This is a genomic window from Noviherbaspirillum sp. Root189 (assembly GCF_001428545.1).
GTDB lineage: Bacteria > Pseudomonadota > Gammaproteobacteria > Burkholderiales > Burkholderiaceae_D > Noviherbaspirillum.
Genome location: NZ_LMHZ01000045.1, coordinates 120163 through 134404 on the forward strand (window position 1 = coordinate 120163; position 14242 = coordinate 134404).

Here is a 14242-nt window from a genome sequence, read left to right on the forward strand (position 1 = left end):
TGTATGCCGGTAGTGGACAAGCTCAGGCACAAGTTTGTAAAAGCGATGCAACTGGCGAGCTGTCCGCATCCTTTGATTCAACTTTCAATAAGGAGTTAGTGCCATGGCTACGCAAGAACCAGGGGATAACCCTGCTCATTCCCCACCCGAAGTACCGGTAACACCGAATCCGGCACCCGAGATCGCACCATCCACTTGGCCGCAGCCCGAAATCGCGCCGCCACAGGATCCGACAGGGCCCGCCGGACCGCAAGGTCCGGAAATCATTCCCGATCCTGCCCCGCCGGAGTTTCCAACGACAATCGGTCCGGTTACCGCCATGTCTGCACCGGAACGCAAGTAAGCCACGACGTTCCCTGACAGCGCCGGCAAGCAAATTGCCGGCGCTGTAACATAAAGGGTGTAAAAGTTTCAATGCACTGACACAAATCTCTATCGTTACAGACAGGCGACAGGCTCTCACATGCAAAACCCAGACAACGCGTTCAAGAAGGCATTACAACAGCGGCAGGCCCAGATCGGCCTCTGGCTTGCCCTTGCCGATCCCTACTGTGCGGAAATCTGTGCGGGCGCAGGGTTTGACTGGCTTCTGCTCGACGGAGAACATGCGCCCAACGATGTGCGCAGCGTACTGGCACAATTGCAGGCAGTAGCGGCTTCGTCTTCGCATCCGGTGGTCCGTCCGCCGATCGGCGATACGGTGGTCATCAAGCAGTTGCTCGATCTGGGTGTGCAAAGCCTGCTGGTTCCCATGGTGGATACTCCGGAACAGGCCACCGCGCTGGTTCGCGCGACACGCTATCCGCCGGAAGGCGTACGTGGCGTTGGCAGCGCGCTGGCACGTGCATCCCGCTGGAGCCGCATACCGGATTATGTCGATCAGGCCAATGCGGAAATCTGCCTGCTGGTGCAAGTCGAATCGGTGACCGGCCTGAACAACCTGGCCGCGATTGCGGCGGTCGACGGTGTCGATGGAGTATTCATCGGTCCGGCTGATCTCTCCGCCTCCATGGGCCATCGCAGCAACCCGAACCATCCTGACGTCTTGCGCACCATCGATGACGCCATCAAGGTCATCATCAACGCAGGCAAGGCGGCCGGCATCATTGCATCGGATGAAACGCTCGCTCGCAAATATCTTGAACTCGGTTGTGCATTCGTTGCGGTCGGTGCTGATGCCACCCTGCTCTCTCGCGCCAGCAGCGCGCTGGCGGCCCGCTACAAGGAAACCGCCACGGCCACCACTGTGACCGGCAATTCGGTATATTGAGTCAAGCCTCTTTCATTTCCGTTCATGGCGATCAATTGTGATTGATCATGATCGCTTGCGGCTCAACGTGCCTTGCGCGTGCGATTGCGCCGCGCCGCATCTCGATGAAACGCTTCAAGCTGTTGGCGCACCACGGCCTGACCGTTTTCAATGACAAAATCCTGAAACGCTGCTGCCACCGTCGGAATCGGCTTATCGGTCAGGTGCATCACATACCAGTCAGCCTCGACGGGGCTCTCGCTCATGGGCAGCATGCATGCGAGACCAGCCTCGAACTCCAGCGTGCAGGCATGCACCGACAGAAAAGCCACGCCGAGTCCTGCGACCACCATACGCTTGATCGCTTCATTGCTCGACATCTCGGAACCGATCCGTAGCGGATAGGATGCCTCCTTGAACAAGCGCTCCACCGCCGTGCGTGTGCCCGACCCGCGTTCGCGCACCAGCAGGTTCGCTTCCATGATATGCGCCAGAGAGACGCGCTTGAGCTTCATTAATGGATGGTCAGGACTGGCGATGAAGGCCATCGGGTGCTTTGCAAACACCGCTGCATTCGTTCGAAGTTCGCGCGGTGGCGTACCCATGATGGCAAGATCGATTTCATGCCGGCTCAGCAGGTTGATGATTTCGGGGCGGCTGCCGACCTGAAGCTTGATACGCACATCGGGGCGCTCGGTGGTGAACTGCACCAGCATCGGCGGCAACAGATATTCCGCCGTGGTCACCGCACCAATGCGCAAGGTTCCGCTGATCACGCCTTTCAATGCAGCGACTTCATCAGTCGCCTCTTCCCACAGCCGAAGTATCCGGTCAGCAAAATCAACCATCACTTCGCCGGCAGCTGTCAGCTGAATACCGCGGCCCGATTTTCGGGTCAGCGGCGTTCCGGCCGCTTCTTCCAGCATGCGCAACTGCAGCGATACAGCAGGCTGCGTCACATGCAATGCATCAGCCGCGCGGGATACGCTTTCATGCCGTGAAACGAGCAGTAGCGCCTCAAGCTGTTTAAAACTCGCATGATTCATAAGCTATGCCTTATTAATTTTGTAGAAAAATTAATTTTTCTTTTCAATTACTTGCGCATATATTAACAGCCAACAGATGCACATAACGGACTCCCGGTCCTGCGTCCGACCATGCCGATTCATCCTAATGCCTGATACCTGACGCCTGATCGGCAAAGCGACGTGCGCAAGCTGTCTCATCATGAATTGTTAATCTGTCTGGAGGTACGAGATGCATACCATAGTCATTGCAGGAGGAGGAGCCGGCGGGCTTGAGCTCGCAACGCGGTTGGGCGACAGTCTCGGCAGGAACGGACGCGCTCGCATCATCCTCATCGACCGCTCTCCCACCCATTTCTGGAAGCCGCTGCTGCATACGGTTGCGTCGGGCAAGCGCGATCCACTAATGCACGAAGTCGCCTATTCGGCACAAGCGGCAGAGCATGGTTTCCAGTTCGTCTGCGGCGAAGTGCTGAGCGTGGACCGCACCCGTCGCACCGTCAGCATTGGTCCTTTTCGCAGCGACGATGGGCAGGAAATCCTGCCGGCGCGCAGTCTGCGCTACGACAAATTGGTGCTTGCTTTCGGCGCCGTCACTAACTTTTTCAACATCTCCGGCGCAGCCGAACACGCAATGACGCTCGACAGCGTCTGGCAGGCCGAGCTCTTCCGCAAGCGTTTCCTTGCCAACTGCATGCACGCGAGCAGTCGTCGCCTGGCAGGCGCGAGCGAAGGCACGATTGTAAATATCGTCATCGTCGGAGGTGGCGCCACCGGTGTGGAACTGGCAGCGGAACTAAGTCATACGGTACGCACGCTGGCGAAGTACAACGTGCATACGCTCGATCCCGATCACGACGTACGGGTCAGCATTGTCGAGCGCGGCGAACTCTTGTTGCCGCATCTGAATCCACGCTTGTCCAGGCGTGCTGCACGTTATCTGCGTTCGCTCGGGGTAGAAGTATGCACATCGACCACCGTGGCGCGCGTCGATGCGGATGCGGTGCTGGATACCAATGGAACAAGGCATGCGGCAGACATCACCCTGTGGGCAGCGGGTGTAGAGGGTCCTGCGGTCTGCACGACACTGGGACTGCCGATGAACCGTATCAGGCAGATCATCGTCAACGCCGCTTTGCAAACGCCGGACGACGACAGTGTGTATGCAATCGGGGATTGTTCGAATTACATCTGCCCGGTGAAAGGTGCAGCCGTTCCACCGCGCGCGCAGGTCGCCCATCAGCAGGCGATGTATCTCGCCGAAGTGCTGGCGAAACAACCCGGCACCAGGAGTCCTGACTTCCAGTATCGCGACTATGGCTCACTGGTTTCCCTTGGCCCTTTCGCTGCTGTGGGCAGCCTGCTGGGAGCTGCTCCGGGACGCGAGATGCTCGTCGGCGGCGTGACCGCACGGGTGTTGTATGCGCTGATGTACCAGAAGCATGTGATGGCCCTGCACGGCTTTATTCGCATGGCTGCACAGACGGTGGTGCACTGGCTGCGCAGCAAGGTATCGCCGTCGGTAAAGCTGCATTAGAGATCGGATGACGAGGAGATCATCGTCCCGAATCGCAGATCCTTAATCCTTTTCGCGCGCCAGCGAGAGGAACTCGGTACGCAGGCCGAGATTGGTCCGCATTTCACCGAGCAATGCGGAGGTGACGGTTTCTTCGCCCGGCGTCTGGATGCCGCGACTCTCCATGCACATGTGACGGCAACGCACCACAACACCGACTGACAGTGGCTGCACATGTTCCATCAATGCGTCGGCGACCTGGATGGTCAGGCGCTCCTGCACCTGCAGGCGCTTCGAGAAGCACTCGACAAGACGGGTCAGCTTGGACAGGCCGACAATCTTGCCATTAGGGGTATAACCCACCGTGGCCGTTCCGAAAAACGGCGCCAGGTGATGCTCGCAATGGCTATAGACAGGAATACCGCGTACCACGATCAGCTCGTTGTATTTCTCGGCGCCATCTTCAAATACCTTCAGGATGTCCGCCGGGTCCTGCTTGTAACCGGATGTCCAATGCTGCCATGCCTTGTCGACGCGCTTGGGCGTTTCCAGCAAGCCTTGGCGCGTCGGGTCTTCGCCGATGTGGCGCAACAGGCGGCGCCAGTCTTTTTCGGAAAAGTCGTTTTCATCCATTTTCGGACTCCTTGATCGTGAAGGACGCATTGTATCTAACGTGCGCAGCCGCTGCTTGCCACGAGTCACCAAAAAAGATGTCTTTTTTTACTTTTCAGGTACCGGCACGACGACGGAAGTCCTTTGGCGACTGGCCTGTGCCTCGCTTGAAGAAACGCGTGAAATAGGCGGGGTCGGAAAAACCAAGCGCATAGGAGACTTCGCTGATGGTCATCGACGTGTACACAAGGTTGCGCCTGGCTTCAAGCAAGACCCGCTCGTGAATCATTTCCAGTGCTGACTTTTGGATGGTCCGGCGACAGAGCAGGTTCAGGTGCGCAGCGGTGATACCAAGCTGTTTTGCGTAATAGGCAACTGGGAAATGCCTGGTGTAGTTTTCTTCGAGCAATTCCGAAAAGCGGACAAGGTGACGGCCGCCGCGTACCGCCTCTTTCGGGCGCGGCGGCAGCGCCTGCATTGCGTGACGGGTCAACCAGACAAGGATAGCACCCAGCAGTGCTTCAATCAGGATGTCGCGATGTGGCGCGACGCCGCGGTATTCGGCATCGAGGGCAGAAAATGCCACGCGTATATAGCCACTCTCTTCGTCGTCACCCAGTGTGTGCATGCTGGGCGCGGTCAGTGCCGCCAGTCCGTCGGTCATCTGGCGCGTCAGCTTGCTGATCAATGGATAGGCCAGCGTCACCACGTGGCCGATGGTGTTTCGGGAAAACTCGAAACCATGGATGCAGACCTGCGGCACCATCAGTATTTGTCCGGCGCGCATGGATCGGTGCATGTCGTCAAGCTGGATGCGCGCACTGCCCTGGTCAAGGTACAGGATCTGGAACAGGCCATTGTGCTGATGCGGCTTGATATGCCAATTGTGCAAACGGCTGCGTGCCGCTATCGACTCGCAATGCACCATTTCCGGCGTTGGCCATGGGGCATGTTCACCGTACAGTTTGTAGACAGGAATTGCACCTACGTTGGCCATGGAGGGTTGAATCGTGAGATTGTTGGATTATTGATTAGGGATGAACGAATATGAATCTTAGCAAAACCGCTCCATAAAATATGCGAAAAGTCCAATTTTTTCCTTGGAAAGTTCATTCCCCGCGCAAGCGCTGTGGACCAAGATAGTCATGTAGGTTGATATCACTGCTCGCACCGCAACAATACGCATTCAGGCATTCAGCGACTCAGGAGACCATCATGAAAACTCAAGTTGCCATTATTGGCGCCGGCCCGTCCGGCCTGCTGCTCGGCCAGTTGCTGCAGCGTCAGGGTATCGACAATGTGATTCTCGAAGTCAAAACACCGGAATACGTTCTCGGCCGCATTCGCGCTGGCGTGCTGGAACAAGGCACGGTCGAACTGATCCGCGAAGCCGGCGCAGGTGCACGCATGGATCGTGAAGGGCAAGTACATGAAGGCGTTACGTTGGCCTTCAGCGGCCGCCGTGAGCGTATCGACCTGAAAGGCCTGACCGGTGGAAAAACCGTCATGGTGTACGGCCAGACCGAGGTCACGCGCGATTTGATGGAAGCGCGGGCTGCGGTCGGAGGCATCAGCATTTATGAAGCACGCAATGTTGCATTGCATGATTTCGACAGTGAAGCGCCGCGCGTGACCTTTGTGAAGAACGGCGAAACTGTCACGCTGGAATGTGACTACATTGCCGGTTGCGACGGCTTCCATGGCGTGTCGCGCAAGTCGGTGCCCACGGACAAGCTCAACATCTTCGAACGGGTCTATCCGTTCGGCTGGCTCGGGGTGCTGTCGCGTACCCCGCCGGTCGCGCATGAACTGATCTATGCCAATCATGAGCGCGGCTTTGCGCTCTGCAGCATGCGTTCCAATGTACTGAGTCGTTACTACGTGCAGTGCTCACTGGATGACACGATCGAGCAATGGTCGGATGAGCGTTTCTGGAATGAATTAAAGTCCCGCCTGCCGAAAGATGTGGCCGCCTCGCTGGTGACCGGTCCGTCGATTGAAAAAAGCATTGCGCCGCTGCGCAGTTTCGTGGCCGAGCCGATGAAATTCGGCCGCATGTTCCTGGTCGGCGACGCCGCGCATATCGTGCCGCCCACCGGTGCAAAGGGCCTGAATCTGGCTGCCAGCGATGTCTATACGCTCTACCATGTGCTGCGCAAGGCGTATCACGAAGGCCGCACCGATTTGCTCGACAGCTATTCCGATATCTGCCTGCGCCGTATCTGGAAGGCGGAGCGTTTCTCATGGTGGATGACCTCGATCCTGCACAAGCTGTCCGACGACCCATTCGCTCAGCGCATACAACTGGCAGACCTGAATTACTACACCGGCTCGCTGGCGGGACGCACCACGATCGCGGAGAATTACGTCGGCTTGCCTTATGAAAAAATAGAGTGAGCAGCTATTTGTCAGAAGCCAGCGAGCAGCAGCGGCCTGACCCTGAAAACTGTTCGACAACCGAACAAATCGCTATTGAGCGAACCGCTATTCAGTTATGATCGTTTTCACAGTGGCATTGTCAGGCCAGTCCCGCCAATGCTGATATGAAGAGCTAACCAGCCACATACAGGAGACAACCATGAAGTTCAGCAAAATACTGGCATCCATTGCCGCCATTGGCACCATTGGCACCCTCGGGTTGACCTCGTTCAGCGTCTATGCACAGGAAACCATCAAGGTTGGGTTGATTGCGCCCTTCTCCGGTCCCTTCGCCGATTACGGCAAGCAGATGGAAGGCGGCATCAAGGCCTACATGCAGCAACATGGTGACAAAGTCGCCGGCAAGAAAGTCGAAATCATCATCAAGGATACGACCGGCCCGGTACCCGAAGTCGCCAAGCGCCTCGCGCAGGAACTGGTGGTACGCGACAAGGTGGATTTCCTCGCTGGCTTCGGACTGACACCGGAAGCATTGGCGGTCGCCCCGATCGCCGAGCAGGCGAAGAAGCCGATGATCATCATGAACGCGGCGACCTCGATCATCACGACCAAGTCGAACTATATCGCGCGTGTCTCGATGACACTGCCGCAGATATCCGCTCCGATGGCCACCTGGGCGGTCAAGAACAACATCAAGCGCGTCGTCACTCTGGTTGCTGACTACGGCCCCGGGATCGATGCGGAAACCGCTTTCAAGACCAACTTCATCGGTGGCGGCGGACAAGTAGTGGAATCGATTCGCGTGCCTTTGCGCAACCCTGAATTCGCACCCTTCATCCAGCGTATCAAGGATGCCAAACCCGAAGCGGTGTTCATCTTTGTGCCGGCGGGCGAGCAAGGTATCGCCTTCATGAAAGGCTATCGTGAACGCGGCCTTGCGGAAGCAGGCATCAAGGTCATCGCCACCGGCGACCTGACTGACGACCATGTGTTGCCGGCAATGGGCGATGCGGTGTTGGGCGTCATCACCAGCTTCCATTATTCGGCTGCGCACGATTCACCGGAAAACAAAACCTTCCTGAAGAACTTCGCCGATGCCAACCCGAACGGCGGACGCCCGAACTTCATGGCCGTGGCTGCCTATGACGGCATGCATGCCATCTATGAAGTGTCGAAAAAACTGAATGGCAAGATCGATGCCGATAAGGCGATGGCTGCACTCAAGGGCATGAAAATCAATAGCCCGCGCGGCCCAATCACGATTGACCCCGCAACGCGTGACGTGATTCAAACCGTGTACATCCGCAAGGTCGAGAAGCGCGGCAATGAGGTCTACAACATAGAGTTCGACAAGTTTGCGGATATGAAGGACCCCGGCAAGTAAAGACCGATCATGGGCTGGTGGGCCCATGGGGCTGGCGAACTAGCCTGTAGACGCACGATTGAATCAAAAGAATGAAGGGCTGATCAATTTTGGTCAGCCCTTCTCTTTCCTGAAAAGCGCTCTAGCAAACCGATTGTTTTAAATTTTTTCGCCAACACGCAATGTCACCTTCAAACCAGATCGCAGCGCCTACTGACTTCGATTTCATTATGGGAGCCTGGCATGTTCGCCACCGCCGCCTTAATTCTCGTCTCACCGGTTGCAGTGACTGGACCATTTTTTCCGGAACCTCTCGCACGCATAAAATTCTCGGCGGCTTTGGCAATGTAGAAGACAACGTTCTCTACTTTCCCGAAGCCGAGGTGCGGGCCGTCGCCTTTCGCTCGTTTGACCCACAAACAAAAACCTGGGCGATCTGGTGGCTTGATGGACGCGCCCCGCACAAGCTCGACGTGCCGGTGGTTGGAAGTTTCAACGGCCCCGTTGGTGTCTTCTTTGCTGATGACAAGCTGGACCGCCGACCCATCAAGGTACGCTTTACCTGGAACGGCAACCCCGGTGGCAACCCGACTTGGGAACAGGCGTTCTCAGCCGACAATGGCGCAACCTGGGAGATAAATTGGATGATGGAGTTCATACCCGATAAGGGTTAACTCTTCGTTTCAGCTTGCCTTCCCGCTGCGGTTGACTCAAACGTTAAGCATCCTTTTTCGAGAAAGCGTTGCGCAGCTGTCGCCGCATGAATATCGTGTGCGCGCTGGCCGGCATAGCTAATAACCGAACAACCAGCCTTGATATGTACTACGACGTCGCAACCTCCTCCACCTTCGCCTGCACATACAAGCGCTGGCCTGCGCCGATGCCCATCAACAAGGCTGCGACCGCCGTCACCATGAAGAATCCTGCCGCGAGATTCCAGTTGCCGGTCGCATCCCGCATCACCCCGGCGACGAACGGGCCGACAGCGGCCAGCAGGTAGCCCACCAGCTGTGTCATGCCGGATAACGACGCGACGATCTGCGAGTTGGGCGAACGCAAGACGACCAGCATCATGCCGACACTGAAACTGCCGCCCTGCCCCAGGCCAAGCACCACGGCCCAGAACCAGATCTGCGACACCGGCGCATACATGCAACCCATCAGACCTGCCGCCGTCAGCAATATCATCACCATGACAACGAGTCGCTGGTCCTTGCCACGACTGGCCAGCGATGGTCCACCGAGGGCTGTCACGAGTTGCGCGGCAATCGACGCCGATAGCGCTGCGCCAGCGGCGAGCGGCGTGAACCCACGATCGATTAGGATGGTCGGAAGCCAGCCGAATACGCAGTACGCCAGCATCGATTGCAACCCCATGAACAGGGCCACGTGCCAGGCGATGCGGCTTGCGCGCAGGCCGGTCACGCGATAACGCTTTTGCACCGGGGTCGCATTGCCATGCACGCCAAATACACCCCAGGCGACCGCGCCAAGCAAGGCGGGCAATGCCCAGAAGGCCAGCGATGCGCGCCAGTCGCCACCTGCCAGTCGCTGAATTGGCACAGCAACACCGGCGGCAACCGCCGCGCCGAGACACAGGCCCATGGTGTACAAGCCGGTCATGATGCCGGCGCTTTCCGAGAAATCCCGCTTGATGATGCTTGGCAACAGCACCATGACAACGCCGATGCTTGCTCCCGCCAGAAAGGTACCCGCGAACAATCCCGGCAAGCCAAAAAAGACCCGCAGCACAACGCTGACTGCGAGCACCAGAAGGCCGAAAAGGATGGTGCGCTCCGCCGAATAGCGCCGCGCCAGCAAAGGGCCGAGCGGCGCAATCGCGCCGAAGCAAAGCACCGGCAACGTCGTCAGGCTGCCGGCACCGGTGGCTGACAGGCCGGTCGTCGCACGGATTGCGGCAAGTAGCGGCGCAACACCTGACAGTGCGGGACGCAGGTTGATGGCGACGAGAAAAAGTGTGAAAGCAAGGAGCAACGGCGACGCCGGACGGCTCGCCGCATTGGTCTTGATCGATGTTGTCATGAGCGTATTGTCCCGCACATCGGCCTGATGTGCAGGGAGATGCCTTTCCGATGGCCCACCCCGCCCGGCGTCGCCAGCCCGGACAAAATCAGGCCACGGCCACCAGGCGGTTCAGCGTCTCCGGATCTTGCATCAGGCTGTCGCTATCCGATTCGTGCACGATGCGTCCCCTGTCGAGAACGATCGCACGCTTGGTCAGTGACAACGCCAGTCGGGCATGTTGCTCGACGATGATCACCGACATGCCGCGATCAACGACCAGGTCGCGAATCACACGGGTCAGTTCCTGCACGATGATGGGTGCCAGTCCTTCCATCGGTTCATCGAGCAACAAGAGTTTTGGATTGACCATCAGTGCGCGCGCAATCGCGAGCATCTGCTGTTCGCCGCCGGATAACTGGTTGCCCATGTTGGAGCGCCGCTCCTGCAAACGCGGAAAGACGTCATAGACCTTTTTAACATCCCATTCGCCCGGTCGGGCCACGACAGTCAAATGTTCTTCAACTGTCAGCGAAGGAAACATAAAGCGTTCCTGCGGTACCCAACCCAGGCCGGCATGCGCCCGCAGGTGCGTGGGCAAGCGCACAATGTCGCCGCCCTGCCAGCGTATCGCACCGCCATGCATGCTCGTCAGACCCATCAACGTGACCAGCAGGCTGGTCTTGCCGACGCCATTGCGGCCCAGCAGTGCAAGGCTGTCGCCATCCTGCATGGTCAGCGATATGCCTTCCAGCACCACCGACTCGCCGTAACCTGCGGTGACGTTGTCAAGTGCGAGCAACTCAGCCATGTTCCGCTTCTCCCAGGTAGACTTCCTTGACGCGCGGATCGGCCGCGATGTCAGTGGGCGTTCCCTCCGTCAGCACCTTGCCGCCTACCATTACCGTAATGCGTTCGGCAAAACGGAATACCAGTCCCATGTCATGTTCAATGAACAGGATGGTGACATCACGCGGCAGCCTGGCGATCACGTCGAACAATTCCTTGCTTTCGGCGGACGGGATGCCGGCTGCCGGTTCATCCAGCAGCAGCACCCTGGGTTTCGTCGCCAGCGCCAGCGCAATTTCAACCAGGCGCTGCTTGCCGTAGGGAAGACTGCGCGTCACAGTCGTCGCGTCACGCTCCAGCTTGAGCATGCTCAGCAAGGCCATTGCCTCGTCGATTTCCGCATGCTGCTGCGCGACGGTTTTGTACCAGGTGAAATGTTTGCCTTCACGTTCGCAGATCGCCAGCACCACCGATTCCAGCACGGTGAGCCCGGCAAACAGTGTGTTGATCTGGAAGGTCCGGGTCATGCCGCGCTTGACTCGCTTGTGTTGCGGTAGCGCGGTGATGTCTTCATCACCAAAAAACACCTTGCCGCTGGTCGGCGCGAAGCTGCCGGTCAACAAATTGATGAAGGTTGTCTTGCCCGCGCCGTTCGGTCCGATCAATGCATGCCGTGCGCCTGGCGTAAACGTCAGGCTGATATCGCTGTTGGCTTTGAAAGTACCCCATTGTTTCGACAGGCCCTGTGTGCGTAGGGTCGTGCTCATGACTTACCCTCCTTGTTGCCGGCCGAATTTTTTGTCATGCTGACCAGGCGCTCAGCACCGCCAAGAATGCCGCCGCGTGCGAACAGCACGATAACGATCAGCAGCAAGCCGATCCAGAATTGCCAGTAAGCCGGATTGAGACCGGCGATGTAATCCTGCGCCAGCATGAAGACCAGCGCGCCGATGAGAGCACCGTACAAGCGCCCGGTGCCGCCAAGCACCAGGATGATCATCAGTTCCGCCGAGCGTGCGAAGCTGAGCGAATCAAGACCGACGAACTGCGTGGTCTGGGCTAGCAAGGCACCGGCAATACCGGCCACCATTGCACCGACCGTGAAGATGACGGTCAGTCGCTTGTTAACATCGGCGCCGATGGCGGGCATGCGCTTTCCTCCTTCGCGGATGCCGATCAGGCCAAGCCCAAATGGCGAATTGACCATACGGCGCAGCAGCACGAAGATGATGAAGAGCACGCCAAAACTGTAGAAGAACGCCGTCTTGCCGTACAGGTCGAATTCAAACACGCCGAACAGCTTGTCCATGGACACTCCGGACAAGCCATCGACGCCGCCTGTCAGGAACGCCGCCTTGTTGGCAGCCTCGTACATCATCAGGCCGACGCCAAGCGTGACCATCAGACGTGTCAGGTCCTGTCCGCGCACCACCAGAAAGCTGACGAGGAAACCAAACAAGCCCGACACGACAGCAGCGATCAGCAGGCCGCTGATTGGTTCGCTCCAGCCATGCACCGACAACAAACCGGCGGTGTAGGCACCCATGCCGAAGAATGCCGCATGTCCCAGCGAAACGATGCCCGCATAGCCAAGAATCAGATCCAGCGATACCGCAAACAAGCCGACGATCATCATCTGGCTGATTAGCACGAGATAGCCTGGAAACAGAAAAAACGATGCCAGCGGCAACAGCCAGAAGATGATTTCCAGCGGCTTCCAGCGATCGCTGGGCAATGGGTGGCGAATCGGCTGTGCGGGGGAAACCGGTTGCGGCTGGGTCGGGGCTGCGTAGGTAACGGGTTTCATGAGCGTCTCCCGATCAGTCCGGTGGGGAACAGCAGCAGCAGGACCACCATCAAAGCATAGATGACGAATGCGCCGACCGACGGCACATAGTATTTGCCGGCGACATCAAATACGCCAAGGATGATTGCTGCAAGCAGCGGCCCTTTGATGGTCCCTGCGCCACCCACCGCGACGACGAGCAGGAAGTACACCATGTACTTGATCGGAAAGGTCGGGTCGAGGCCGAGTACGTCGATGCCGAGCCCGCCGCCGAGGCCCGCGAGACCGGAGCCCAGCGCGAACGTCAGGCTGAATACGCGATTCACATTGATACCCAGTCCGGCCGACGCTGCCTGGTTGTCAACCGAGGCGCGGATCTGCGCGCCGAAGCGGGTACGCTCGATCAGGTATCCCAGCGCCAGTGTAATGACGATGACCACCGCGATCATAAATAAGCGGTAAGCGCCCAGATCGAGACCGAGCACCGAGACCTGTCCGCGCAGCCAGTCGGGCAAGGAAACCGGCTGCTGCTGCGGACCCCAGACATACGTTGCCGCAGCGACCGCCATGAAGGTCAGGCCAATCGAAAACAACACCTGATCAAGATGGCTGGCCTTATACAGGCGGCGATAAAGAGTGCGCTCCAGCACGAAGCCGACTGCGGCACTGGCGATGAAGGCAATCGGCAGCGAGAGTAGAAACGGCAATCCCATGCGCAGCATCAGCGTGACGCAGACATAACCGCCCAGCATCGCAAACGCACCGTGCGCGAGGTTGACGAAGTTCATCAGGCCCATCGTGACCGACAGCCCGACACTGATCAGAAACAGCAGGCTGCCGTAGGCGATACCGTCAAACAGCACGCCGATGAAATTGCTCACCATGGCTGCCACCTCTGTCGTGTGGGATGCCGCATGATGTGTCTCCTTCTCTGTGATGACTGGAATGGCTTATTAGTATAAATATCGTTGCCGGTTATGCGGGATTTTCGTTCGACGCACTGGACAATCGACACGCATAGATAATTTCCACAATAGTTTTAATAAACGGGTATTCGATTCAAGGTCTCTGATTCAAGGTCTCTGATGCAGAGTCGCTCTGTCAGCCCGCCTTCTCTGCATCAACCTGCCGGAAAACTTCCTGCGCCATATGAAACGCTGAGTTGGCCGCCGGCACGCCGCAGTAAATCGCCGCCTGCAGCAACACTTCCTTGATCTCGTCGCGCGTGACACCATTGTTGGCCGCCGCACGCAGATGCAACTTGAGTTCTTCTTCACGGTTCAGTGCCACCATGGCCATGATGGTCAGCAAACTCCTCGTATGGCGTGGCAAGCCGGGGCGGGTCCAGATTTCCCCCCATGCATAGCGCGTGATCAGGTCCTGGAATTCGGTATTCAGTGCATTGGCATTCGCATTGGCCTCGGCGCGATTGACATGCGCGTCGCCCAATACCGCCCTGCGGACTTCCATGCCTTTGGCATGCCGTTCGCGTTCATCCATC

The 14242-nt window shown here is 58.0% G+C and carries 15 protein-coding genes; 6 read left to right on the forward strand and 9 right to left on the reverse strand.

The features are described from left to right. Positions 1-103 precede the first annotated feature (103 nt). The gene (locus ASE07_RS21835) at positions 104-343 is read left to right on the forward strand and encodes a hypothetical protein (protein ID WP_057292935.1); all 240 of its coding nucleotides are present in this window, start codon (positions 104-106) and stop codon (positions 341-343) included. Between the two features lie 120 nt (positions 344-463). After that, a complete protein-coding gene (gene hpaI / locus ASE07_RS21840; protein ID WP_057292936.1) occupies positions 464-1270 on the forward strand; it encodes a 4-hydroxy-2-oxoheptanedioate aldolase in 807 nt (268 codons plus the stop codon). A gap of 62 nt (positions 1271-1332) precedes the next feature. Here hpaI and ASE07_RS21845 read toward each other — a convergent pair whose 3' ends face one another. Continuing rightward, the gene (locus tag ASE07_RS21845; RefSeq protein WP_057292937.1) at positions 1333-2295 is read right to left on the reverse strand and encodes a LysR family transcriptional regulator; all 963 of its coding nucleotides are present in this window, start codon (positions 2293-2295) and stop codon (positions 1333-1335) included. Between the two features lie 211 nt (positions 2296-2506). Between ASE07_RS21845 and ASE07_RS21850 the strand changes: the two genes are divergently transcribed. Beyond that, on the forward strand, positions 2507-3811 hold the full coding sequence (locus tag ASE07_RS21850) for an NAD(P)/FAD-dependent oxidoreductase (protein ID WP_057292938.1): 1305 nt from the start codon (positions 2507-2509) through the stop codon (positions 3809-3811). A 42-nt stretch (positions 3812-3853) separates the two neighbouring features. On the opposite strand, the gene folE is transcribed toward ASE07_RS21850, so the two are convergent. Together folE and ASE07_RS21860 are read right to left on the reverse strand one after the other, a co-directional pair. Continuing rightward, positions 3854-4423 (reverse strand): GTP cyclohydrolase I FolE, encoded by a 570-nt coding sequence (folE, locus tag ASE07_RS21855; protein ID WP_057292939.1) that lies wholly within the window; start codon positions 4421-4423, stop codon positions 3854-3856. A 94-nt stretch (positions 4424-4517) separates the two neighbouring features. Beyond that, entirely contained in the window at positions 4518-5399 is an 882-nt protein-coding gene (locus ASE07_RS21860) for a helix-turn-helix domain-containing protein (protein ID WP_057292940.1), read from the reverse strand. Positions 5400-5617: 218 nt separating this feature from the next. Here ASE07_RS21860 and pobA point away from each other — a divergent pair, with 218 nt between their 5' ends. The 3 genes from pobA to ASE07_RS21875 all read left to right on the forward strand — a co-directional run bounded on the left by pobA (position 5618) and on the right by ASE07_RS21875 (position 8818). Beyond that, complete coding sequence (pobA, locus tag ASE07_RS21865) at positions 5618-6799, forward strand: 4-hydroxybenzoate 3-monooxygenase (protein ID WP_057292941.1); 1182 nt, start codon at positions 5618-5620, stop codon at positions 6797-6799. A 181-nt stretch (positions 6800-6980) separates the two neighbouring features. Then, positions 6981-8165 (forward strand): ABC transporter substrate-binding protein, encoded by a 1185-nt coding sequence (locus tag ASE07_RS21870; protein WP_057292942.1) that lies wholly within the window; start codon positions 6981-6983, stop codon positions 8163-8165. A gap of 161 nt (positions 8166-8326) precedes the next feature. Beyond that, positions 8327-8818 (forward strand): hypothetical protein, encoded by a 492-nt coding sequence (locus tag ASE07_RS21875; RefSeq protein ID WP_057292943.1) that lies wholly within the window; start codon positions 8327-8329, stop codon positions 8816-8818. Positions 8819-8966: 148 nt separating this feature from the next. Here ASE07_RS21875 and ASE07_RS21880 read toward each other — a convergent pair whose 3' ends face one another. From ASE07_RS21880 to pcaC, 6 genes are all read right to left on the reverse strand, one after another. Then, a complete protein-coding gene (locus tag ASE07_RS21880; RefSeq protein WP_057292944.1) occupies positions 8967-10187 on the reverse strand; it encodes a CynX/NimT family MFS transporter in 1221 nt (406 codons plus the stop codon). Between the two features lie 88 nt (positions 10188-10275). After that, positions 10276-10977: an ABC transporter ATP-binding protein gene (locus ASE07_RS21885; RefSeq protein ID WP_057292945.1), complete on the reverse strand. Its 702-nt coding sequence runs from the start codon at positions 10975-10977 to the stop codon at positions 10276-10278. Beyond that, positions 10970-11722 (reverse strand): ABC transporter ATP-binding protein, encoded by a 753-nt coding sequence (locus tag ASE07_RS21890; protein ID WP_057292946.1) that lies wholly within the window; start codon positions 11720-11722, stop codon positions 10970-10972. The genes ASE07_RS21885 and ASE07_RS21890 overlap by 8 nt, the downstream gene beginning before the upstream one ends. Beyond that, complete coding sequence (locus ASE07_RS21895; protein ID WP_057292947.1) at positions 11719-12762, reverse strand: branched-chain amino acid ABC transporter permease; 1044 nt, start codon at positions 12760-12762, stop codon at positions 11719-11721. Before ASE07_RS21895 ends, ASE07_RS21890 begins: the two co-directional genes overlap by 4 nt. After that, a complete protein-coding gene (locus ASE07_RS21900) occupies positions 12759-13625 on the reverse strand; it encodes a branched-chain amino acid ABC transporter permease (protein ID WP_057293034.1) in 867 nt (288 codons plus the stop codon). Before ASE07_RS21900 ends, ASE07_RS21895 begins: the two co-directional genes overlap by 4 nt. A gap of 217 nt (positions 13626-13842) precedes the next feature. Further along, entirely contained in the window at positions 13843-14241 is a 399-nt protein-coding gene (gene pcaC, locus ASE07_RS21905) for a 4-carboxymuconolactone decarboxylase (RefSeq protein ID WP_057292948.1), read from the reverse strand. Position 14242 lies beyond the last annotated feature (1 nt).